The 23050-nt window shown below is 47.0% G+C and carries 18 protein-coding genes; 14 read left to right on the top strand and 4 right to left on the bottom strand.

Annotated elements, in window-relative coordinates; translation table 11 throughout:
- Window positions 1-83: 83 nt before the first annotated feature.
- Both ACETMN_RS22835 and ACETMN_RS22830 read right to left on the bottom strand, forming a co-directional pair.
- The gene (locus ACETMN_RS22835; RefSeq protein ID WP_411735185.1) at window positions 84-425 is read right to left on the bottom strand and encodes a YolD-like family protein; all 342 of its coding nucleotides are present in this window, start codon (window positions 423-425) and stop codon (window positions 84-86) included.
- The gene (locus tag ACETMN_RS22830) at window positions 422-1666 is read right to left on the bottom strand and encodes a DNA polymerase IV (protein ID WP_411735184.1); all 1245 of its coding nucleotides are present in this window, start codon (window positions 1664-1666) and stop codon (window positions 422-424) included. Before ACETMN_RS22830 ends, ACETMN_RS22835 begins: the two co-directional genes overlap by 4 nt.
- An 857-nt stretch (window positions 1667-2523) precedes the next feature.
- Between ACETMN_RS22830 and ACETMN_RS22825 the strand changes: the two genes are divergently transcribed.
- The 8 genes from ACETMN_RS22825 to ACETMN_RS22790 all read left to right on the top strand — a co-directional run bounded on the left by ACETMN_RS22825 (window position 2524) and on the right by ACETMN_RS22790 (window position 12645).
- Entirely contained in the window at window positions 2524-4752 is a 2229-nt protein-coding gene (locus tag ACETMN_RS22825) for a hypothetical protein (protein ID WP_411735183.1), read from the top strand.
- A gap of 26 nt (window positions 4753-4778) precedes the next feature.
- The gene (locus tag ACETMN_RS22820) at window positions 4779-5987 is read left to right on the top strand and encodes a HEAT repeat domain-containing protein (protein ID WP_091018251.1); all 1209 of its coding nucleotides are present in this window, start codon (window positions 4779-4781) and stop codon (window positions 5985-5987) included.
- A 22-nt stretch (window positions 5988-6009) separates the two neighbouring features.
- Window positions 6010-7410 carry a glycosyltransferase family 2 protein gene (locus tag ACETMN_RS22815; RefSeq protein WP_179198584.1) on the top strand — a complete coding sequence of 467 codons (1401 nt, stop codon included), beginning with the start codon at window positions 6010-6012 and terminating at the stop codon, window positions 7408-7410.
- A 289-nt stretch (window positions 7411-7699) separates the two neighbouring features.
- Window positions 7700-8503 (top strand): response regulator transcription factor, encoded by an 804-nt coding sequence (locus tag ACETMN_RS22810; protein WP_105599597.1) that lies wholly within the window; start codon window positions 7700-7702, stop codon window positions 8501-8503.
- 154 nt (window positions 8504-8657) lie between these two features.
- On the top strand, window positions 8658-10025 hold the full coding sequence (locus ACETMN_RS22805; protein ID WP_091018247.1) for a nucleotide sugar dehydrogenase: 1368 nt from the start codon (window positions 8658-8660) through the stop codon (window positions 10023-10025).
- Between the two features lie 8 nt (window positions 10026-10033).
- Window positions 10034-10957 (top strand): hypothetical protein, encoded by a 924-nt coding sequence (locus ACETMN_RS22800; RefSeq protein WP_411735182.1) that lies wholly within the window; start codon window positions 10034-10036, stop codon window positions 10955-10957.
- A gap of 563 nt (window positions 10958-11520) precedes the next feature.
- Window positions 11521-12207 carry a hypothetical protein gene (locus tag ACETMN_RS22795; protein WP_411735181.1) on the top strand — a complete coding sequence of 229 codons (687 nt, stop codon included), beginning with the start codon at window positions 11521-11523 and terminating at the stop codon, window positions 12205-12207.
- A 96-nt stretch (window positions 12208-12303) separates the two neighbouring features.
- Window positions 12304-12645 carry a DUF3139 domain-containing protein gene (locus ACETMN_RS22790; RefSeq protein WP_091018242.1) on the top strand — a complete coding sequence of 114 codons (342 nt, stop codon included), beginning with the start codon at window positions 12304-12306 and terminating at the stop codon, window positions 12643-12645.
- Between the two features lie 613 nt (window positions 12646-13258).
- On the opposite strand, the gene ACETMN_RS22785 is transcribed toward ACETMN_RS22790, so the two are convergent.
- Complete coding sequence (locus ACETMN_RS22785) at window positions 13259-14131, bottom strand: AraC family transcriptional regulator (RefSeq protein WP_411735180.1); 873 nt, start codon at window positions 14129-14131, stop codon at window positions 13259-13261.
- A gap of 550 nt (window positions 14132-14681) precedes the next feature.
- Here ACETMN_RS22785 and ACETMN_RS22780 point away from each other — a divergent pair.
- The 6 genes from ACETMN_RS22780 to ACETMN_RS22755 all read left to right on the top strand — a co-directional run bounded on the left by ACETMN_RS22780 (window position 14682) and on the right by ACETMN_RS22755 (window position 21791).
- Window positions 14682-15866 (top strand): LLM class flavin-dependent oxidoreductase, encoded by a 1185-nt coding sequence (locus tag ACETMN_RS22780; RefSeq protein WP_411736433.1) that lies wholly within the window; start codon window positions 14682-14684, stop codon window positions 15864-15866.
- 227 nt (window positions 15867-16093) lie between these two features.
- Window positions 16094-17368 carry an ABC transporter substrate-binding protein gene (locus ACETMN_RS22775; RefSeq protein WP_411735179.1) on the top strand — a complete coding sequence of 425 codons (1275 nt, stop codon included), beginning with the start codon at window positions 16094-16096 and terminating at the stop codon, window positions 17366-17368.
- A 3-nt stretch (window positions 17369-17371) separates the two neighbouring features.
- On the top strand, window positions 17372-18244 hold the full coding sequence (locus ACETMN_RS22770; RefSeq protein WP_411735178.1) for a carbohydrate ABC transporter permease: 873 nt from the start codon (window positions 17372-17374) through the stop codon (window positions 18242-18244).
- A 49-nt stretch (window positions 18245-18293) separates the two neighbouring features.
- Window positions 18294-19109, top strand: a complete 816-nt coding sequence (locus ACETMN_RS22765; RefSeq protein ID WP_091018236.1) for a carbohydrate ABC transporter permease — start codon at window positions 18294-18296, stop codon at window positions 19107-19109.
- Window positions 19110-19222: 113 nt separating this feature from the next.
- Window positions 19223-20440 (top strand): MFS transporter, encoded by a 1218-nt coding sequence (locus ACETMN_RS22760; RefSeq protein WP_091018234.1) that lies wholly within the window; start codon window positions 19223-19225, stop codon window positions 20438-20440.
- Window positions 20441-21164: 724 nt separating this feature from the next.
- Entirely contained in the window at window positions 21165-21791 is a 627-nt protein-coding gene (locus ACETMN_RS22755; protein ID WP_105600002.1) for a cell wall hydrolase, read from the top strand.
- 101 nt (window positions 21792-21892) lie between these two features.
- Here ACETMN_RS22755 and ACETMN_RS22750 read toward each other — a convergent pair whose 3' ends face one another.
- A complete protein-coding gene (locus ACETMN_RS22750) occupies window positions 21893-22663 on the bottom strand; it encodes a hypothetical protein (RefSeq protein ID WP_411735177.1) in 771 nt (256 codons plus the stop codon).
- Window positions 22664-23050 lie beyond the last annotated feature (387 nt).

Genomic DNA, 23050 nt, shown 5'->3' with positions numbered 1-23050 from the left:
TGTAGGAAGGCAGTCCTGCATGGCAACGGCTATGCTGCATCTATCATGGAATATTCACAACATCGGGGTGGGTATATCTCCCTTCATTCATCGGCTAGGGCCACATCTGTAATGAGGTTCATCTGAATATCCCGGGACCCATCTTTCATCAGTAGTCTGAGGGTACGGGCAGGACGGTCCAGCCGAAGCACCTGTCCCGTGTAACGGATATCGTCATGTTCGTGAAACAACGTAATAGTGACCCTATCTCCAAGCATCATCGAGTTGCTGAGCAAACGGGACATTTCTTCCGCGGCCTGGGCATCCAGGGATGTGCGGGTACGAGGAGCAAGTTGTTCCTGATGAAGAATGTAGGCTTCCCGGTGTTCGGGGAGCATCATGCGTGAGGACTCGAAGATACCGTTTTGCTGCAATTTTTTACTCATTTATAATGACCTCCAATTTTATGAGAACGTTCATGGGCTTGCGCGGACGAGCAGAGGGAGGATGCCCGCATAATGGCGGTATCTCCGTACCTGCGCTTGATATCATCCGTGGCACGTTCCAATTCTCTTTTACGTTCGCGGTCATCAAACCAGGACAGCTGCACTTCGGAATCGGGTACAAGTCCGGTCAATGACACGCTGATACGGCGGATGGGTAATCCGTCCCAATGGCGCAGGAACAGAGCTGCTGCCGCATCGTATACTTCATCCGTAATGTTGGTGGGTTCATTCACCTTCATCTGGCGGGAGAAACCGGTTGGCCGATCATAATCCTGTCCGCGACATCCAACCGAGACCACGTGGCCCATGAGTGATTTGTCCCGGGAACGTCGACTGACGAGTTCCGCCAGTTCAAGCAGTACCACTTTGATATCTTCCCAGGAGTCATAGTCCCGGGGCAGCGTCATCTGATGTCCGATTCCCTGCTGTTGATGAGCATATGTCCCGGGTTTGACCGGGGAATCGTCAATACCGCGGGCGATACGCCACAGTACCTCGCCATTCACACCCCAACGTTCTCTCAGCCGGGATAGCGGAGTCTGAGCCAGATCACCGATCGTATGAACCCCCATCTTGTAGAGATGCTGCGCCATGCGGGAACCGACCATGAACATGTCTCGCACAGGTTTTTTCCAGATGGTTGAAGGCAGATCTTTGCGAGGTAGCGTGCAGATGCCTCCCGGGACTTTCTTGGCATACAGATCACAAGCCATCTTACTGACGACTTTGGTATCACTGATGCCGATCCGAATGTATACACCCGTCTCATCCATCACCCTGGATTGAATGCTGCGGGCAATCGTCTCGGGACTACCGAACAGATCCAGGCTTCCGGTGACATCGAGAAACTGTTCGTCAATACTATAGGGTTCCACCAGATCGGTGTAAGACTGAAGGATACGCGTAATATGAAGGGACACCCGAATGTACTCGGCCATCCGCGGGCGAACAACAACAACATCCGGACATTTGGCGAGCGCTTCCCCCAATCGTTCTGCTGTTGTAATTCCATAGGACTTGGCGAGTGGACAGGCCGCAAGAATAATACCCGAACGGCGCGCCGGATCTCCCGCAACAACGAGGGGGCGGTCCTTGTATTCGGGATGTGCAGACTTCTCCACGCTGGCATAGAATGACTGGCAGTCGGCCAGCATGATGACACGTCTGTCTTCGCGGGGCATAAGACTTCTCTCCTTATCCGTGATGCTGTACTCTACTTTAAAGTGTCGATTATCTTCATTTGAATATCTATAATTAACAGTTTATTTACAGTATGGAACAAGTGTTCTTGTTTTATAAGCATATCCGACAATTCGAAATGCGGCAACCGGAATTATTTTGCAAATTGGACACAATTGCCCTAAGGCCATATTAGAGTCAGAAATTAGGAAATAAGATGTGCTTTTTTACATTTATTGTGAGAGATCCGTGACTTGAGGGTGATGACCGGGCGTTCATTTCGCTTTTTGTAAAAGGGTTATAAATGGGTACAGTCCTATAGAGGGGGACTGATGTCCTTTTTTGATTTTCTGCACTTTTCAGAAAACCTTGATGTGACGCGGAATATCGCTGATGCGTTATCGGACTATAGTATCAATTTTGTAATCTTTATGGTTAATACTGTAAAAAGGTCCGCAACTTTAAAATATAACTCGCGTTTAATGGGGTATGTGTTCAAACGGCAAACGTTGCCTGTTCCCGCGTTGCACATAACAATAAAGGTTCCAGAAGTGCAAGATCAGCAGGGCATCTAATCCATGCGATTCCAGCAAATATTAGTGTTTGGTAATCAGATGTATCCTGGAGGCTTTCGGATGCTAGTTGATGGCGCTTTTTACGAATTATGGGCAGAATGTTCCATTTCATGTTTGCTTCCATCAGCCTAGTTACAAATGCAGAGTCTTAGCGCTATAGTGAGAACTACACCGCTGACATCTCTACCAAGCGGACATCCGAAGCGGATTGATTCGTAAACTTCATGTTGGACCATTCGATGTTGAAGCAGGATGCATATTAGAGAGGTGAGCAATCTAAAGACATGAGCAGACAAAGACGAAGACGCTGGCTATTAACGGTGTTGACAGGAGCAGTGGTGGTGACCGGTGGGATATTTGCCGGATGGCACTATATGCAACCCAAGCTCGTTACGTACACAGCGGAGAACGGCACGGAGATGAAATTCAAGACCCATGGAGACCGGTTCATGGAATACGGGCCAGATGGAACGTGGAGGGAGATGTTCGTCAAAGGTGTCAACCTGGGCGCAACTTCACCGGGGCATTACCCGGGAGAATTCCCGCTGACCAAAGAGGATTACTTGCGGTGGTTCCAGCAGATCGAGGATCTGGGAGCCAATGTAATCCGGGTATACACGGTTCACGAACCGATTTTCTACTCCGCATTGGTCGAATATAACCGCGGCCGGGAGCAACCGTTATATTTTATACAGGGCATATGGTCACCTGAAGAAGAGCTGATTGAGAAACAGGATGCCTATGCAGCCCATATTGAGCAGACGTTCAAGCAGGAGATTGAAAAGGCCGTATCTGCTGTCTATGGCGATGCGGACATTCCGGCCAAGCAGGGAGAGTCCAGCGGCAAATACAAAACGAATGCAGGAAAATACCTGATGGCCTGGCATGTGGGGACGGAATGGGACCCGGCGATGGTAGACAACACAAACGCAAAACATGCGGACGTACCGCAGTACAAGGGAGTTCATTTCTCGGCTACTCCAGAAGCGTCACCGTTCGAGAACTGGCTCGCAGAGCTGTTGGATCATACGGCGGTCCTGGAGAAGAAGTATGGGTGGGAACATCCGATGACCTTCACCAACTGGGTAACGACCGATGTGCTGGATCATCCCGGCGAGCCGTTGTATGAAGAGGATCTCGTCAGTGTGGATGCCCGACATATTCAGCCGGAGGCGTGGCAGGGAGGTTATTTTGCAGCCTACCATGTGTACCCGTATTACCCGGATCTGTTCCATATTGATAAAACGCTTCAAACCATCAAGGATGAGAACGGTGAGTACAACACGTACAAAAGTTATCTACGCAAACTCAAAGCCGAGTTTTCCGATATGCCTGTAATGATTACAGAGTATGGCGTACCTTCTTCTCTTGGTATTTCCCATCTGGGTATGGGAGGCCGGAATCAGGGTGGACATAACGAAGTAGAGCAGGGAGATATTGACGCGTCACTGACGCAGGATATCTATGATGAAGGATACTCGGGAGCTATTGTGTTCATGTGGCAGGATGAATGGTTCAAAAAAACATGGAACACGATGCCACTGGAAATACCGGCTGATCGCCGTGCATATTGGCTGAACGTGCTGACAAACGAGAAAATGTTTGGTCTGCTTGCCATGGACCCGGGCAAACAGGAACAGTTGACCATCGATGGAACACTGGATGACTGGAATGATCTGAAGGATGAAGAGGTCACGACCTGGCAGGGCCAAGTGGACGGCATTCAGGAAATGAAGATGACCCATGATGAAGCCTATCTGTATATTGGGCTGACCTTGGATCAACCGTTTGACCCGGAGAAGACAGTGCTGCGAATTGGTACAGATACACTTGCTGGAGGCAGTCAGCCTGATAAGTTACTCCCGGGGCGGACACTCAGTGATGGTCTTGAGACAGTGATTACACTGGGGCAGGATGAAGAATCACAGGTGGAGATTGCCAAGGATTATGACTTTAATCAGCGTCTGTACGGCAAAGAAGGATACGATATGCTGCCCGATCAGCAGTCAGATTCCGCAGATAATCCGTTCCACCCTTGGAATCTGGCAGTCAGCCTGAGGATGACACCGCCGGATACCCGATCTGCTCAACCGTTCATGAATGAAAAGGTCGGAACATTGAAGCGAGGAACGACGGCTCCCGGCCAGCCTGATACGGATTCATTAACGGCATGGCAGTATAATGGCAATCAAGTGGAGATGCGAATTCCCTGGATGCTGCTTGGGTTCGGTGATCCGAGTTCGCTGCAAGCGATCGACTATGGACCGCTCAAGAATGGACGTGAGTTCTCCACAGTTGCTGTGGAAGGCGTTACTCTCATTCCGTGGTTAACGGACCGCGGCACGAAGAAAGTATCTTGGCCTGGGGGTGAACAGACGACCCTGGACCTGAAGACTTTGCCGGTATATAGCTGGCAGCCTTGGGAGCAGGTGCAGTATAGTGAACGCCTGAAGCTAAGCTACAAAAAAATGAAGAAGAGCTATGAAAAAATTCCTAGTTTTCAGATCGAATAAATGAGTATAAAGGAGGACCTTTTCACATGTTTCCAAGTTTGGCTTTGGCCTATCTGTTTTTGTACATCTGTATCGCACTTGTTGTTGTAGGCGTCATCGTATTGTTTGCCATGAAAATGTCCCACAATGGCAAACGACGCAAGACGGCGTTTTATGAATTGAAGCAGCGTGACTACTTCACCTATCTGCAAACAGCCTTGACTGAGAATAGTCCACTCAAATTGCCACCAGGCAAACTGGCTCCGCTGGAACGCAGAGTCATTCAGGACAGATTGATTGAATGGATCGACCAGTTCAAGGGTGAGTATCGCGACAAATTAATCGCACTGTGCCGTGAAGCAGGATTCGTAGAGCATGATCTGAAGGAACTGGGCCGTCTGCGTTATGGTCGCCAGATTGATGCAGCTTATCGCTTGGGTGGCATGCGTTGTCCTGAAGCCGTTCCGGGTTTGATGGAATTGCTGAAGGATGAGAAACCGGGCCCGATGGCCATTATGATTGGTCGATCCATCTCCAGATGTACGACTCGGCAAGGTGAACTGAAAGACATGCTCGCGTTGCTGTTAACCAAAGGTAAGTCCATTCACCATCTGGCAGCAGATATTCTGCTCGAAACGAGTCTGGATACGAGCAGAATTCTAATTGAATTGCTGGAAGATCGGAATCCTGATTTTGTAAAAGTCGGACTGGTTGCCATGTGGGGACAGGCTGTACCTGAAGTGATGCCTGCACTCGACAGACTGGTAGGCGCAGAACATCAGGATGTACGTGCCGAAGCGGTGAAGCTGTATCTTAGCGCAAGTCCAGCACTCCGGGATGAGACCATTCTGAAGCTGATCCAGGACCCCGATCCGGAAGTTCGCGCTGAAGTGGTACAAGCGCTTGGTTCGAAACATGCATCTGGCAGTATTCCATTGCTGCGCAAAGCGCTGCGGGATGAGGACTGGAGAGTTCGATATAACAGTGCGGAGAGTCTGAGCAAGCTCGGTGAACCGGGATTCGAAGCGCTGTGTCAGGCTGCGGTGCAAGGTACAGTTGCTGAGCGCGAGATTGCGATGCAGCAGATTGAGAGTACCATGCAGCACACGAGAACCGATGACAGAGCTGTAGAGCAGATGATTGCACATAACAAAAAAAGACTGCTGTACGATCGCTATTTTGGCCCTGTCCGAGAGAACAGAACCAGCAAGAAACGCACAGGTGTCGCTACGGTAGGAGGGGATTACACTGCTTAGGGATCTACTATTAATCTACGGCATGGTCGCAATCTACTATGTTGTTTTTGTAAATACGCTCTATTTTTCCATTCTGGCCTTATCGTTCCGTAACATCTGGACGATCTTCCGGCGGTCGCATTATTCCAAATACAATACATTGTCAGGCTCGGAACTAGTGCCTTCGGTTTCTCTGCTGGTACCGGCATACAACGAGGAACTGACGATTATTGAAAATGTGAACTGCCTGATGACGCTGAATTATCCAACCTATGAAGTGATCGTCGTAAATGACGGCTCCAGTGATGCCACACTGAAGATTTTATTGGATGAATATCGGCTGAAGCCAGTACCCAATACGAAGATTCGGGGCAAGATCGCCTGTCAGAAAATTCGTGGGATTTATCATAACCCGGAGTTCCCGGATCTGTATGTCATTGACAAGGAAAACGGCGGTAAGGCCGATTCCCTCAATGCCGGGATCAACCTGTCCCACTATCCGTTGATCTCTTCGATCGATGCTGACTCGTTGCTGGAAAAGGATGCCCTGATCCGCATGGCACGCATGTATATGGAGAATCCGGAAGAGACGGTAGCCATCGGTGGAGATGTAAGGATCGCCAATGGTTGCAAAATTGAAAACGGGGCAGTGCAAGATGTATCGCTGCCACGCAAAATCTGGCCCATGTTCCAGTCCATTGAATATCTCAAAGCCTTCCTGGGCGGACGGATTGGCTGGAGTCACATGAACGGTCTGATCATTGTCTCCGGTGCCTTCGGTATGTTCCGTAAGGACGCTGTTATCGCCGTAGGTGGTTACCGGGATGGTTATCCTGGGGAAGACATGAACATCATCATTAAACTTCACCGTTATATGCTGGAGAACAAATTGAAGTATCGCGTAGCCTTCTGCCCTGAGGCCGTATGCTGGACGCAGGCGCCGGATTCCTACCGGATCTTGTCCAGTCAGCGCAAGCGCTGGGGCCGTGGGAACCTGAAGAACATGATTGAGAATCGCGGCATGTTGTTCAATCCGAAATATAAAGTCATGGGTATGGTAACCATGCCTTATAACGTCCTTTTTGAAGCGCTGAACCCGTATTTCCGGATTACCGGCCTTCTGGCTCTCGCTGGATATGTGCTTCTGGATATGACGCAATGGCCGATTCTGGTTCTGTTCGGACTGCTGAACTTCGTGAGTGGTTATCTGCTGAGTGTAGGCGCACTTGTCCTGGAGGAGATTGCTTTCAAGCGTTATAACAAGCTCTCCGATCTGGTCAAAATGCTGGTCTACTCCGCGCTGAAATTCGTGGGTTACCACCAGCTCGGCGTACTGTGGAGATTGCAGGGACATGTGCAGTTCATGCAAAACAACAACTCATGGGGTACCATGACACGCCAAAGCTGGTCCGAGGATGAGAAGAAAACAAGCGAAGCCGCTTAAGTACAGAGATCATGGAAATACAGTAACAGCAATATAGATGTTCAACTAAATATTTACACGATAACGGAGAGGACAGAAATAACCTGATGAAGCGAAGCGTGCGCCTAAAAGCTTTCTGAAAGAAAGCTACATCGAAAGCATACCCTATCCCCGGATTTCCCCTTGTTAAAAGGAATCAAAAAAGTCTGGGGATAACAGCGATCAAAAGGTCGTTCTGTCATCGGAGTGTCAGTGTAAATAACATTTTTTGGACATGTATAGATAATCGAGGAGAAGGGTGGAAAAGAACATGCCAAATACGGCGACATTGCAGCGTGAGGCTGCCGTTAATGTGTACCGAAGTGTAGAACAGGGATTGAAGGATACGGGTGCCGAAACATGCGGCTTAATGTTCATCCATTGTGCAGGAAACTCTCAACCTGAGCAGCAGGTCAGGACACATCTGGAGCAAACGAGTGAGACATCCTTCCAGGTGTGGAAGGATGGGGCTACCCAGGCAATTGCCGTCCTGCTGCCAGGGTTGTCACTGGATGAAGTTCATTATGAAGGACTTCGGATCAAACATGAGTTGCAAGAGACCGTGCCCGGTGCCGATCCACAGATTACACTGGCCAGTTTCCCGGAAGGGGAGCGCCCTTCGAAGGCAACTATTCAGCATATGGCTGAGTCCTCAAAGCTCGTAGATTCGTCGGAGATTCATATCTACACGCTAGACAATACGGCGGACGAGCCGGAACGAATTTTGATTGTGGACAACGACCCTACGGTACGCGAATTCCTGCAGTTGCGGTTGAAGATGCAGGGATACGAAACCTATGAAGCCGTCGATGGACTGGCTGCACTGGAGTTGATCGAGAAAGTCACACCAGACCTGGTGCTCACCGAACTGAATCTGTATGGCATCGACGGTCTGCCGTTCATCCATCATATTCAGAACCTGGAGATGGAGCAGCCACCCAAAATTGTCGTGTTGACCGAACAACGTGTCGAGCAGACGATTAGTCAATGTTTCCGCAGCGGAGTCGATGATTACATGACCAAACCGTTCTCACCTGTAGAGCTGGATGCACGAATCAGACGCTGCCTGCATTAGAAGACAGCTTGGAACAACTGATTGTGCGAAGTGCAAAGTAAGAGCTTTTTTTACACTATGAATCAGATAGATTAGAGCAACATTTAGAGCACAGACACTCATCTATTTATATGGATTTTAAGCACTACCAAATACACTGCCCGGAGGGAATATCATGGAGAATCAACAATTCCACACATTACTGAATGCGATTGAAAATAAAGAAGCTGTACTCGGCGTCGTCGGGCTCGGTTACGTAGGACTTCCACTTGCCGTGGAAATGGTCAATCAAGGTTTCACGGTAATCGGAATTGATCTGGATGCGTCCAAAGTAGACAGTATCTATCAAGGAGATTCCTATATTCACGATATTTCGTCCGATGAGTTGAAAAAAGTAATGCAAAGCGGTCGTTTCCAGCCAACGACAGATTACAGCATGCTGCGCGTTATTGACGCACTCAGTATCTGCGTACCAACACCGCTTAGTGAGAATCAGGACCCGGATACGTCTTACATCGAGACGGTTGTGGATCAGATCAAACTGCATATGAAACCAGGTATGCTGATTACGCTGGAAAGCACTACTTATCCAGGTACGACGGAAGAATTGATCCAGCAGCAGCTGGACAAGATCGGACAAGAAGCAGGTAAAGACTACTTCCTCTGCTTCTCGCCTGAACGTGTGGACCCGTCCAACGGACGTTTCACGACATTTAATACACCGAAAGTCATCGGGGGTACAACCGAAGCTTGCCTGAAACTGGGAACAGCGTTATATAGCAAATATGTAGAAACCGTAGTACCGGTATCTTCGCCGAAAGTGGCTGAGATGTCCAAACTGCTGGAGAACACATTCCGCAGCGTGAACATTGCCTTTGTAAATGAAATGGCGATGATGTGCGACCGTATGGGCATTGATATCTGGGAAGTTATTGACGCGGCGGCGACGAAACCATTTGGTTTCATGCCATTCTATCCAGGCCCAGGCATCGGTGGACACTGCATTCCGCTTGATCCGATGTACCTGTCATGGAAGGCCAAAGGCTTCCGTTTCTATAGCAAATTCATTGAGCTGGCGCAATCTACCAATGACAACATGCCATATTATGTATTGAACAAAACGTCAACGATTCTGAACGAATACGCGAAATCCGTACGTAAATCAAATATTCTGCTCCTCGGCATGTCGTACAAACCGAATATTGCCGATCTGCGTGAATCACCAGGACTGGAAGTATATGAACTGTTCAAGGAAAGTGGAGCTAACGTTAGCTACTACGATCCACATGCGGATTCCTTCCAGGACAAGCATGGGGAGACCGTACACAGCGAAGTGTTCAATCTGGAACAGTTCAAAAAGTACGATTGCATCGTGCTGATCACCAACCACAGCGATTTGCCTTACTTTGATATTGCCGAGATGGGTGTACCGATTCTGGATACACGTAATGCATTCCGTTCGTACACACATCCGCACATCTACAAAATTGGTCACTCGGTTCAGCATCCTGTGTTTGAACCAAGTGAAGCGTTGCTCGTCTGAGGAAATATATGAGGCAACGGGGCAAGCTGGTGGGTATGGCGAAATGGGCTATTCTGGCTGTGGTGTTATGCCTGCTGCTTCTGTCCTGGATGTTCAAATGGTTTACGACGGAGGAACATAAAGCGACCTGGCTGTGGGACGCGTCCATTATTGCAGAACAGACACCTGAGATTATTGCTTTTTCCAAAGAACAGGGCGTGGATACCATCTTCCTGCAAATCCAGGATGAGGTGCCTGATGCAACATATCGCAAATTCATTGCGGCTGCCCGGCAGGCTGAGATTGAAGTGCATGGACTTAACGGTCATGCAGACTGGGCTTATGAGGAAAAGCGGGATGAAGGACTTGCTTTTATCGAGCGAGTACGAGCATACAATGAAACTTCCGCCAAGAATGAACGCTTCGAAGGCATTCAACTGGATGTGGAGCCGTATCAGCTGAAGCGCTGGGAGAACGAGGAGAGCAGTGTCATTGGAGAGTGGCAGAACAACATGAAGGCTTGGACAAAAGCCGGCGAGGATGCCGGACTGTACATGAGCGCTGCCATCCCGTTCTGGCTTGATGCCCGTCAGTCGGCTGAAGGTGAGGGTACATTCAGTCGCTGGGTGATCTCCCACTTCGATGCGGTGGCCATTATGGCTTATCGGGACAGTGGACAGCAGATGTATGATCTCTCCAAGGAAGAACTGGACGAAGCGGATGATCTCGGCAAGAAAGTCTGGATCGGAGCGGAACTCGCGGATACACACGAGGGGGATCACCTGACCTTTTTCCGTAAACCGGTTAGCAATATGAATGAAGAGATGGCGAAGGTGTTTGATCTCGGTTCCTCTCATTCTTCTTTTGCAGGTGTGGCTGTGCATCATTATGAAGCATGGTATGCGAAGAAGAACGGTATTCCACTTGCGCGCAAGGATGAAAAGAAGGAATAGTGTTAAGCGAGAACATGCATAAACAAGACATATAGTTACAACATACAAGACGAGTTTCAACGTTATTTATCCATCCCTTTTGAGCAAAAGGAATTCGTTCCTTCCGTCTGTAGCTCAAAAGGGTTTTTTACATAAGACAGTTAGTGAAAAATTAATCATAGTAGCTTGAGCTTAAGGACAGTACTTTCTTTTTCTGTACCCCAATGTGAGATTACCTTTTAGTTGTTTCAGTGAATAAATCTATATAAGCATTATTTTTCTATCATATGGATAGCGAACAGTTATTTGGAATAGTGATTATCAAAAAATGGGATACATCCTAAAATCCGAATCCAAGCTATAATACTTAATAGGACTTAAATCATATATAAGCCAATAGTAAAGCTTCATTTGATTCAAATTATCTGGGGTGGAATACGGGTTTTGATATCGGAACCTAATAATATCCTTTTTTGTTATTATTAATAGGTGAATACTACTATTTACATATATTTTATATTGTAATATTATTCCTTTATCGACATCGGCCGAAGTTCGAAATATACTCATTTTGGAGATAAATAATGAAAAAAACAAAATTGTTAACTAGTTTCTTGTTGCTAATGATCTTCTCTATTTTTTCTATCGGTATGGCTAGTGCAGAAACTACTACATATGCCGAACAACAAATTACTGACTCTCCCACAGTGAGAGCCTCAGAATTTAATAACACTAATAATATAATCACAGAACAGAAGGATGACTCCGTAGGAGTATTCGCAATACCGGATGAATATTATCCAGGAACTTCTACACCTATTCGTGTTGGTGACGTACTAGTAACCAACAGTACTAGTTCAAAAGGTCTGACAGGACATGCTGGCATTGTAACGGATCTTGGAGGAAGTGTTGTCTCAATTGGTGGTTACGACTTGCCACTAGAGAAAATTTCTATTTCTACATGGAAAAGCAGAAACAAGAATACCAAGATTATGCGTTATACAAATTCAAGTGTAGCTAGCAAAGCGGGTGCATGGGCTGCTTCCTACTATACAAATTATAAAAGTGTGGTAAAATATGGTTTGATAAACACAATTGGATCCTACGAAAAGGAAACATATTGCTCTAAAATTGCTTGGGATGCTTATTATTTTGGCGGAGGAGTATCCATTGATGGACATGGACCATTTTGGAGTGGTATTTATGGCCCCTATCATTTTCTGAATGAAAAAGGTTTCTCATTGGCTGGTTCTTGGGGAAGTAACTTCTAAATAGTTCAAATATTTCTTATATTCACAGTTAAGCTCCCTTTGGGGCTTAACTGTGAATTATTTCTAGTTTCAACTCTCAAAATAGGAGGACTTTATATGACTAAAAGAATTAAAATCAGTTTGCTATCTATTCTAGCGTTAGTTGTAGTTATATCAGGATGGGGATATTTAAGTTTATTTGGTAATCCAATCAAAAAAAATGATGCTGAAGAGAAAGTGAGAGCCTATTTAATTCAACAAAAAGGCTATTCACCTGAGGAGCTTAAAGATATATCCGGCACGTATTCCTTCAAAAGCTCAGAAGCTCCTTATGGTGCTGCCGTAACATTCGCTGACGAGCCTAATGATAAGTATCAATACATCATTTTCAAAGACGGGAATATTGAACAGTTCAGCTCTTCAAGTGACAATCCAAAGCATCAAGAGCTTATGAACTAGATAAAATATTTGGAATATAGCAAAATTCACTTTTTTTCTTACCCTTTGAAAGTCACAAAGAAGGGAAAAATAGCGAATTATACAAATATAGTACAGATTAAAGTAGTGTTTTTTATAATGTAATTTATTGTGTTGGCATGTGTGTTCTTAAGTGAATTCAGATTTTTTAAAGGGATACCGCTTTATTAGGGTAGATCCCTCAGGAATTTTCTTACTTTAGTTCAGTAAATCGATCTAAACACGTTCAGTAAGATTTTTCCTTTAAATTACTAAGCACCAATTTGTGTTTCGTTATTGTCTCAACTATTTATACAGGGTAGTTCTGAACGTAAACGAATCTCCTATAGTTGAGACACACAGGATTTATACATATGAATGAAATGTGAATCTACCAGCTGTAACTCCTAAACTTGAATTTTGTTTCATTTATGTAAGGTTATATTCATTTTTCTTATATACACATATTGTTTAGTGTTGCTAACCTATATGTAGGAGCGTTAATTAAATTATATAGTTCAAAAATAAGGCAAGTTCACGGTCAAATGATCGAAGGAACTTGCCTTTGATTGTTTCTAGCCATATCAATAAACAGATTCCACTTTTCTTTATGGACTTACTCTTTACTGCTCTCCGCTGTGCGATAGCGATTGGGCGGCAGCCCGACTTGCTTTTTGAACGCTTTGGAGAAGGAGAACAAGTCGGGGTAACCGACAGAATGAGCCACTTCCGTTAAGCTTAACGGGGTCTGAACGAGCAGACGTTTGGCCTGATTCATTTTCAATTGCTGGATGTATTGTACGGGGGACAGACCATAGGCTTTGCGAAACTGTTTGGCAAAATGGGTTCGATCCACACCCGCATGAGCGGACACACCTTCCACGGAGATGCCGCCTGCAAAATGAATATCCATGTATTCCTTGCCTTTCTGGAGCCAAGGTGTGGCTGAATCCGGTTGCAATCCTTTGGTTGCAGGGGAACGGGCTATCCGGTCAAAGAGGTTTAGAAACCGGGTGAGTCGCCCCAGATCACTCGCTCGATCCTGCGGTTTGCGTACATCCTCCATGAACGAGCGCATGGCGCTTGCAGTCTCCGGCGTCAGTACACCTGAACGATACGGTGAGTCGGGTGTAAGTCCAATTCGAGACAGTAGCTCCGCTGCATGTGCGCCGTCAAAGGCAATAAATATTTTCTGCAACGTGTCCTCCGGGTCCGTCCAGTATTCATGCGTAACTTGTGGAAACAGACAGAACGCATCCCTGGCACGAAGGGCGTGACGCTGTCCATTCTGTATGAATGTACCTTCCCCCTCCAGTACAAACAGCAAATAATAATAAGGCGTCGTACGAGGGCCAATATGATAGTTGGTTTTGGCTATATTACGGCCAATGCGAATCGGCCAGGCGCCACCAGCTTTCTCGAATTCAGATGGAGTGAAGAAAATAAGTTCCAAAAACTCATGGTGGTCCTCCTTCATGCTCTCGGTCATCAGGAACACCTCTTTATTGTATAAGTATCGTTTGTACATTCTAAAAGTTTCGATTATAACCTATTATACAGGTGGGTTTTATATATATTCAAGATCAGGAAGACCTAAATCTGAGAAAAGACCACAAAATGACAAAATGAAATTGCCGCGAAATGACATTGCTCACAGACAAATCAATTGATATGATGTCCATACCTATTAAACCAAGTTAATTAATCGGCTTTCGATAATTACTTTGAAAATGAATTAGAAATTAGGCACACTTTAAAAATAAGTTTTAAGCGAGGGCAAACGTAGTGGAGGGGACGAAATCGATTCTGAAGAAGCGAAACGGTCGCCTGAAAGCTTTCTGAAAGAAAGCTACATCGGAAGCATAAGCTATCCTTAAATTTTTACCTTTAAAAAGGAGAATCAAAAAAATTCAAGGATAACAGTGATCGGAAGAACGATTCGTATCCGGAACGTCAAGGAGGCGTAACGGTAACTTTTTTTAACATGAGACTTTATTTATTCATAGAAGGGATTGACTTTTGTGAGCGAACAGGAAGAAATGGAGTTTGGATGGTTTTTGCCTACAGCAGGGGATGGGAAGTATGTAGGGGTTGCCCCGGAGCGGGAGCCGAGTCTGGATTATCTGATCGATGTGGCACAGACGGCGGAGAAGGCAGGATTCGAATTTGTACTAATTCCGACAGGGGGAGCCTGTCTGGACGCATGGGTGGTTGGCTCGGCAGTAATGAGTCATACGAAGACATTACGTCCCCTTGTTGCCATTCGCCCAGGATTGGTTACACCCGTACTCGCTGCTCGAATGGGAGCGGCACTGGATCAGCTCTCTGGTGGTCGTGCCATGATCAATGTAGTGACAGGCAGTTCCGTTCGGGATCTGGAGGAACTGGGAGATCCACTCGCACATGCGCATGATGAACGGTATGTTCGCGCGAGTGAGTATATGGAAGTGATGAAGCGTTCGTGGACGCAATCGACGGGACTGAATCTGACGGAGTTTGCTGGAAGTGGCACACAATCAGGAGCTGATGCATCCAGCGATCTCAATCCTGAATTCAACGGCCAGTATTATAATTTCAAAGGGCCAGTAGGCATGCCGGAGACGGTACAAAATCCACATCCACCATTCTATCTGGGAGGAAGTTCACCGATTGCCAAGAAGGTGGCTGTTGAACATGCGGATACGTTCCTGATGTGGGGCGAGCCTCATGACTGGATTCAGGAGCAGATCGAAGAAATTGAGGTCATCCGACAGCAGGTGAAAGAGGAAACGGGACAAGATCGTCAGCTCCGTTACGGTATGCGTGCTCAGGTTCTCATTCGGGATACCGAAGAAGAAGCATGGGCAGCAGCTTGGGAGATTATTAGCAAAGTACCACCAGAAGCGATTGAGAAAGCCAAAGCCGCTTTTGCCGAGACGGATGCAACCAACCAACGCAGACAGAACGAGCTACGGGAACTGTCCGAGAAGCAGCAGTTTGTCGTAGGTCCCAACCTGTGGACAGGCTTGTCCGTTGTGCGCTCCGGCGGTGCAATCCTTATTGTGGGTACAGCCGAACAGGTCGCAGAGCGCTTGATGGAATATGGAGATCTCGGCGTTACGACGTTCATTCTATCCGGTTACCCGCATCTGGAAGAGGCCGAAATCTTCGGAAGTACCGTGATGCCGATCATTCGCGAGCAATGGAAAACCAGACAGAAGCAGCATCAAGTTACTACTAACTAAGTTACTACCAATCTAAGTAAGTGCCCCTTTTTTTACACTTTAACGGAGAGGGCAGAACCGATCTGAAGAAGCGGAGCGCTCGCCTTTATTCCCGAATTTTAACCATTAAAAAATGATTCAAAGAGATTCGGGGATAACAGCGATCGGAAGATGGTACTGCACTCGGAGTGCGCCGTGTAAAAACTTTCGTGCAACTTACATTAATCATCCTCAGGAGGTCGCCTTTCATGAAAAAAAATAAAAAATTGATCCTGCCGCTTGTCAGTATGCTGGTGATGTCCATCCTGCTGTCAGCTTGCGGCGGCGTGGATAACGCATCTTCTGGAGAGAACGGCTCCTCGGGGTCAGGTAAAGTTACGATCAGCTTCATGCACTGGCGTGGAGAAGATTCCGAAGCACTCAACAAGACGATTGACGCATTTGAAAAAGAAAACCCGAACATCAACGTGGAGATGCAGACACTGCCCTCCGATCAATATCAGTCCACTGTTCAATCCAAAATCAGTGACGGTTCGGTAGGAGATGTATTTGCATCTTTCCCGGGTGCACAATTCGAAGCCTTCACCAAAGCGGGATTGTTCACGGACCTGAGCGGATCCTCGTTCCTGTCAGCTTACAATCCGAAACTGATTGAAGCAGGACAGCATGATGGCAAGCAATATGCGATCCCGTATCAACTCGTATATAACGATCCAATCTATAACGTCAAACTGTTTGAAAAATACGGCTTGACGCCACCGAAGGACTGGGAAGGGTTTCTGGCGTTGTGCCAGAAGCTGAAAGACAATGGCATCATTCCGATTGCCTTTGCCGGAGCGGACATTGGCCCAGGCCAATTCATGAATACGATGGTGATGAACAACGCACCAAGTGACGACATTTTTACCAAAGTGGAAGCGGGCGAAGCCAAACTGACGGATGAGTTTTGGGTGAAAACATTGACTCAAATCAAGGAACTGAACGATAAAGGTTACTTCCAGCAGGATGCATTGGGTACGAAGGACCCTGCGGCTGGCGCACTGTTTATTCAAGAAAAAGCAGCGATGCTGGCCAGTGGATCATATCAACTCGCTCAGAACAAACAGCAAAACCCGAATCTGGAGCAAAAACTGCTTGCACCAATTACGGTAAGTGCCGATCAGGCGAAATATGAAGGGGTGCATACCACTACATTCATGCTCGCGGTGAATAGCAAATCGAAACATCCGGAAGAATCGAAGAAGTTCCTTGAATTTTTGAGCAATCCCGATGTAGCGAGTGACTACGCCAACCAGACGGGACAGAATGTAACGGTGAATGATGTGAAGTACGATACGCCTGAGCTTCAGGTAGCTGGAGAATGGGCAAGCAAAAAGACCGTGTTCCAGCCACGGTTTACCATCCTGAACGGAGATAATCAAAAAGCCGTAACCAACTCCATTCAGGCTGTGCTGAGCGGCACTTCTCCAGAAGAAGCAGCACAGCAGGCACAAGCGATCATTGATCAGCATATCGGGAAATAAACGATGAAGAATCGTATTCAGCTATCCCTGTTTTTGATTCCCGGGTTGCTGCTGTACGTGGCACTGTTCGTATTTCCTACATTGACGGGGCTGTTCTACTCCTTTACGGATTGGGATGGGGTATCCCCGTCGTATGCATTTGTAGGGCTGGATAATTACAAGGACAGTCTCAGCAGCATCGTATTCCGCAAAGCCTTTGGTAATAACGTGGAGTTCATGTTAACAGTAGTTATAGCACAAACCTTTATCTCACTTGTCCTGGCCCTGCTCTTGGTACGCAATACCAAGACACGCGTTGTGCTTCGGGCATTGTATTTCTTGCCTGCGATTCTGTCCTCCGTATCGGTCGGACTGATCTGGGCGTTCATGTATGATCCATCCATTGGATTGATCAACTATGGACTGAATGAAGCCGGGATGAGCAGCATCGCCCGCAACTGGATTGGTGATCCCAAGATCGCCATCTATTCCATCGCTGCGGTCCAAGTCTGGGCCCATGCCGGACAGATGATGATCGTATTCATCGCAGGTCTGCAAGGCATCCCGGCAGAACTGTATGAAGCGGCTCGTATGGACGGCGGCAGCAAATGGCAGGTATTCCGTAAGGTGACCTGGCCACTCCTGGCACCTTCGGCAACAATAGTTGTAGCCTATACGACCATTCAGTCGTTCAAGGCATTTGACCTCATTTTCACCATGACGGACGGAGGCCCGAATTACGCAACTGAAATTTTGACAACATATATCTATCATACCGCCTTTGGCAGCTATTCATTTGGTCTGGCTTCTGCCGGTTCCATGATCTTCCTGGTGTTGCTCGCGCTCTTGACGCTGTTGCAGTTCAAGGCACTGCGTGCCGACCGGGTAAGCTATTGAGGTTGATGTTGGAGCATTCATCCTGCAACAGAGGCAGAAGGGAGTTCACATGTTTTTAAAATGGTTCAATCGCCTGATTCTGTTAGTGTACGCGCTGCTGATCCTTGTGCCGTTGTACTTTGTATTCGTATCTTCGTTCAAAACAAGCAGCAACTTCTTCACCAGCCCATTCAGCTGGCCTGACCCGTTCACGTGGGATAACGTCATTGGCATGTTCCGCAATCAGCCGATGTGGCAATACTTCGGGAACAGTATGGTCGTAACGCTGGGAACGGTTGCGATTGAGCTGCTGCTGAGCAGTATGATTGCTTACGCCATTGTCCGCTGGGGCGGCAGCGTAGGCAAAATCGTATTTGCGCTGTTCGTGGCAGGCCTAATTGTTCCTTCCCAGGTGAGCATGCTGCCAATCTATTCCCTCACGCGTACGCTTGGGTGGTCAGACAGTCTGACGGGCCTGATTGTCGTATCCGCCGCGATGCTCATGCCTGTCTCTGTATTTATGCTGACAGGCTTCATGCGCATGCTCAATTCGGAGATTCTGGAAGCGGGCAGTATGGATGGAGCAAGCGAATGGAGGCTCTACACCCGGATTGCACTGCCACTTGCTGCACCTTCGCTGGCGGCAACAGCGACGTTCCTGCTCGTCATGGTATGGAATGACTTGCTTATTCCGATGCTCATGCTCAGCAGTAAGTCCAAGCTGACTTTACCACTAGCACTGATGCAATTCCGTGGGGAGTATGTAACTAACTATCCGATGATGCTTACGGGTGTGCTGGTCACGGCGATTCCGATGATTGTGTTGTTCCTTCTACTCCAGCGTTACTTTGTTGCAGGTCTGACAGCTGGTTCACTCAAGGGGTGAGGTATCACAGAAATCGGAAGGAAAAGCTTATTTTGCATTGATTTCTGGAGCATTCTGCATAATAATGATTTAGTGTCAGAGTGACTACATAGAGATCAAGGGAGCTATAAGTGATGAGCAAACTGGAAGTATTGCGGAATCCCAAGCAGCGTAAGCTGCTGTTCAGTGCCGGCATGAGCTGGCTGTTTGATGCGATGGAAGTCGGAATGATCTCCTTTATCGTGGCTGCACTCGCCAAGGAATGGAGTCTCAGTCCCGGACAAGTCGGTGTGCTGACGAGTATTAACTCCATCGGTATGGCATTAGGTGCCTTGCTTGCAGGGGCACTTGCGGACCGTTTTGGACGGAAGGCCATTCTAATGTGGACCTTGTTAATCTTCACGATTGCAAGCGGTCTATCTGCATTGGCGACTGGATTTGCCGTATTGTGTGCACTACGTCTGGTTGCGGGTATTGGACTTGGCGGAGAGTTGCCCGTGGCATCCACACTGGTATCGGAGTCGATGCCTACAGCGGAACGGGGACGTGCCGTCGTATTATTGGAAAGTTTCTGGGCAGGGGGCTGGATTGTATCAGCACTCATTGCGAACTTTGTTATCCCGGAGTACGGATGGAGAATTGCCTTTGCCATTGGTGCACTTCCGGCGTTCTATGCACTATATCTGCGTCGTGCCATTCAGGACCCGCCGCGGTATAAGAATCATGCCAAGCTTCATAAAATCACGTTCCGCGAGAAAGTGGCTACCGTTTGGTCAGCACCACATCGCCGTACAACGTTGATGCTCTGGATTTTGTGGTTTACCGTCATTTTCTCTTATTATGGTATGTTCCTGTGGCTGCCTTCGGTTGTGATGGCAAAAGGATTTACGTTGGTTAAAAGCTTCCAATACGTGCTGATCATGACGATCGCACAATTGCCAGGTTACTTCACCGCAGCGTACTTCATTGAACGTTACGGTCGCAAGTTCGTACTTGTTGTTTATCTTACGTTGACTGCATGCAGTGCGATTGCGTTCGGACTGGCAACAACGGAAGCGACGATCCTGGCCGCAGGAATCTGTCTGTCCTTCTTTAACCTGGGAGCCTGGGGTGGTCTGTACGCCTACAGCCCGGAATTGTATCCAACTTCTGTTCGTTCGACAGGTGTGGGTCTTGCCACATCGGTAGGCCGGATCGGTGGCGTACTTGCTCCACTGATGGTCGGTATGCTGGTTCAGCGTGAAGTGGCAATCAGCCTGATTTTCACCATTTTCTTCGTGACCATCCTCATTGGCGCAGCGGCTGTGCTGTTCTGGGGCCGGGAAACGAAGGGACAAGAACTCGCCGAGTAATTGTCATTATATTCAAGCGCAACTTTTGTACGGGTCTGCTTGCCTACGGAAACGGGGGCTAGACAAGCGGTACAAGGTTGATACAAGAAGAGGTGTGACCCTGATACGACCATGGGCTCATGCCTTTTTTTGTTATGTCCAAGACTCATTTTTACATGCTCCATCGGTCCGATAGACGGCACTTTTTCTATATCCTATAATGACACTCGGGATGTAAAGCCGTGAGGATTCAGGGGGAAAAAGTAGGATCTGGATTCAGAAAATGGAGGGTAACGAAAAGATGCAGACCAAGCGTGAAATGGATCAGATGCATGAATTCAATGAAAACAATACGATGGGTGAAGCGACTCGTGCGAACAGCATAAATGGAAGCCACATCAACGTGATTGACATGGTGCGAGTACATGGGGATAACAACATACATGTAACTTACAGTGATAATAACAGTAAACAACTGAGTGAGATAAACGGAGTGTATGATGTCTATGTTGTGGATGAAAGTAAACCTACGAAAGAGATGGAGGTCAATAATATCATGAATAACATAACGAATACGAAAAATATGGAGTACACGGGCAGTGAGGATGCACTGATTAGAGCTGGTAATCTGAATGAAGGATCTGATGTGCGGACGAATGATCACACTATGGAACCTATCACCGTCAGTCGGAAAGTTACTCATGGGAAGGGGAGAACGGCTGGCAAAAGAGCAGGGCGGGTCAGCATGCTTCTCGGTGCCTGCGCGTTGACGCTGGGATTGACCGTGGCAGCGCCTTCTGCGGGGGCACAGAAGCTGGAACAGGGCGTTCGTAGTGAACATGTGCTGCAATTGCAGGAGCAATTGAGCGACCTGGGGTATTTTGACGCCGGAATGACCGGTTATTACGGTTCGATCACCAAAAGCGCTGTCCGCAAGTTCCAGCAAGCGCAAGGACTCACTGCGGACGGAGTTGCAGGTCCGGCAACACTGAACAGACTGAACAAAAAGGCCAAAGCCGAAGGCGAGACACTGCGCCAGTTGGCGAAGCTGATCCATGGTGAAGCGCGCGGGGAGTCTTTTGAAGGACAAGTCGCTGTCGGAGCGGTTGTCATGAATCGGGTGCATTCGGATGCTTTCCCATCATCGATCTCGAAGGTCATCTTCCAGAAAGGGCAGTTCACGGCGGTTGACGATGGACAGTTTAATACCAAGCCGACGGCAACCTCTTATAAGGCAGCACGCAAAGCATTAAATGGTGTTGATCCAACGAATGGAGCGCTGTATTATTACAATCCGAAGATTGCCACTTCGGTATGGAGTAAGAGCAGGCCGACATTGCTGACCATTGGGCAGCATGATTTTACGAGATGAGATAGGTAGAGTTATTAAATAGATTAAAGGTATTCTTTTAATACAACAAGGAACCCCGGCTGTAATCTGCTCATCTGCAGGTACGTGGCCGGGGTTTAATATTACTTCTGGAACGTGAAAGGGATATTTAACGAAGTAGGCTCTACAATGGTTTCTCCAGTGTCATGGTCATAGATCCTATTGAAAACCAATTCGATGGATTCCAGCTTGTCGGGGTCATCGGTATATACCAAACCGTAATTCGTATTATCAATAACTACGCCATCATACTGATTATAGACATATGATTTTCTCATAAAATTGCGATCTGCGGAGATCGGCTTTCCCGTGTTTGGATGAACGGAGTTTAAGCCGTAAAAACCGATATTCTGATCGGTTGTATTTTCAACAGTGTAGAGAATATTAATATAAGTGATCTTGGAACCGATATCTTCTCGATTTAGAATGGAAATGTTTTTCTGTGAGTCTTCAGGAATGTCACTGGCCTCTAATAATTGGGCATGAACAATATGAATGGTTAGTGGGCCACGTTCAAAACGTGTATTCAGGGGCACAGACTTTAGTAATTTCAGATTCCCGCCATAATCAAATATTCCTGTCTCTCCAGGTTTTGATAGTATCGGTGACACAACACTTTCATATAGCTTGTTCTGAAGATTGCTGGCGGCCTGCTCGAATTGATCGAGTTCTGGCTCCCATCCATTATAATTGCGTTCGGACCGGAAAGGTTCTAAACCGGTTTCCATGACTTGTTCAGGAGAAGAATCCATAGGCTGTATTTGGTTGATTTCTAGTTGTGTAGAAGTGGCATAATTTGAGCTGCCTGAGCTGCCCAGAAGTGCGATAGCGAGCAGTATTTGAACAATAAACATAGGATGAGACACCCTTTCTCTCTAACAATATATTTAAATAAGATCATCAACCCACCTAGTTGTGATCTGAAAATAATATGACCTGATATGATATTGGTGGAATAGATTTCACGGTCAAAGTAATAATAATCATAGCAAAATGGAGCATTGAGATAATGAGAATAACGACCTAACTTCAGGTAATAGAAGATTGACAAGTGGATAAAGTAACATAGATATAAGGACCCAGGCGATAAAGAAGGAGTTTTTGTTCCGTAAGGACTAGGGTCCATTATGAGTGGATAAATAGAACCGTTTTAGAGGAGTATCAATCAAATGTATTGGAGGAACAGATCAAAATATCAAACCGATTGTGTTAGAATATATAGGAATTATGGAAGTTGGAAG

This window comes from Paenibacillus sp. M2 (assembly GCF_046713495.1).
Taxonomy (GTDB): Bacteria; Bacillota; Bacilli; order Paenibacillales; family Paenibacillaceae; genus Paenibacillus; species Paenibacillus amylolyticus_B.
This window is presented reverse-complemented; position numbering and strand designations above follow the sequence as displayed.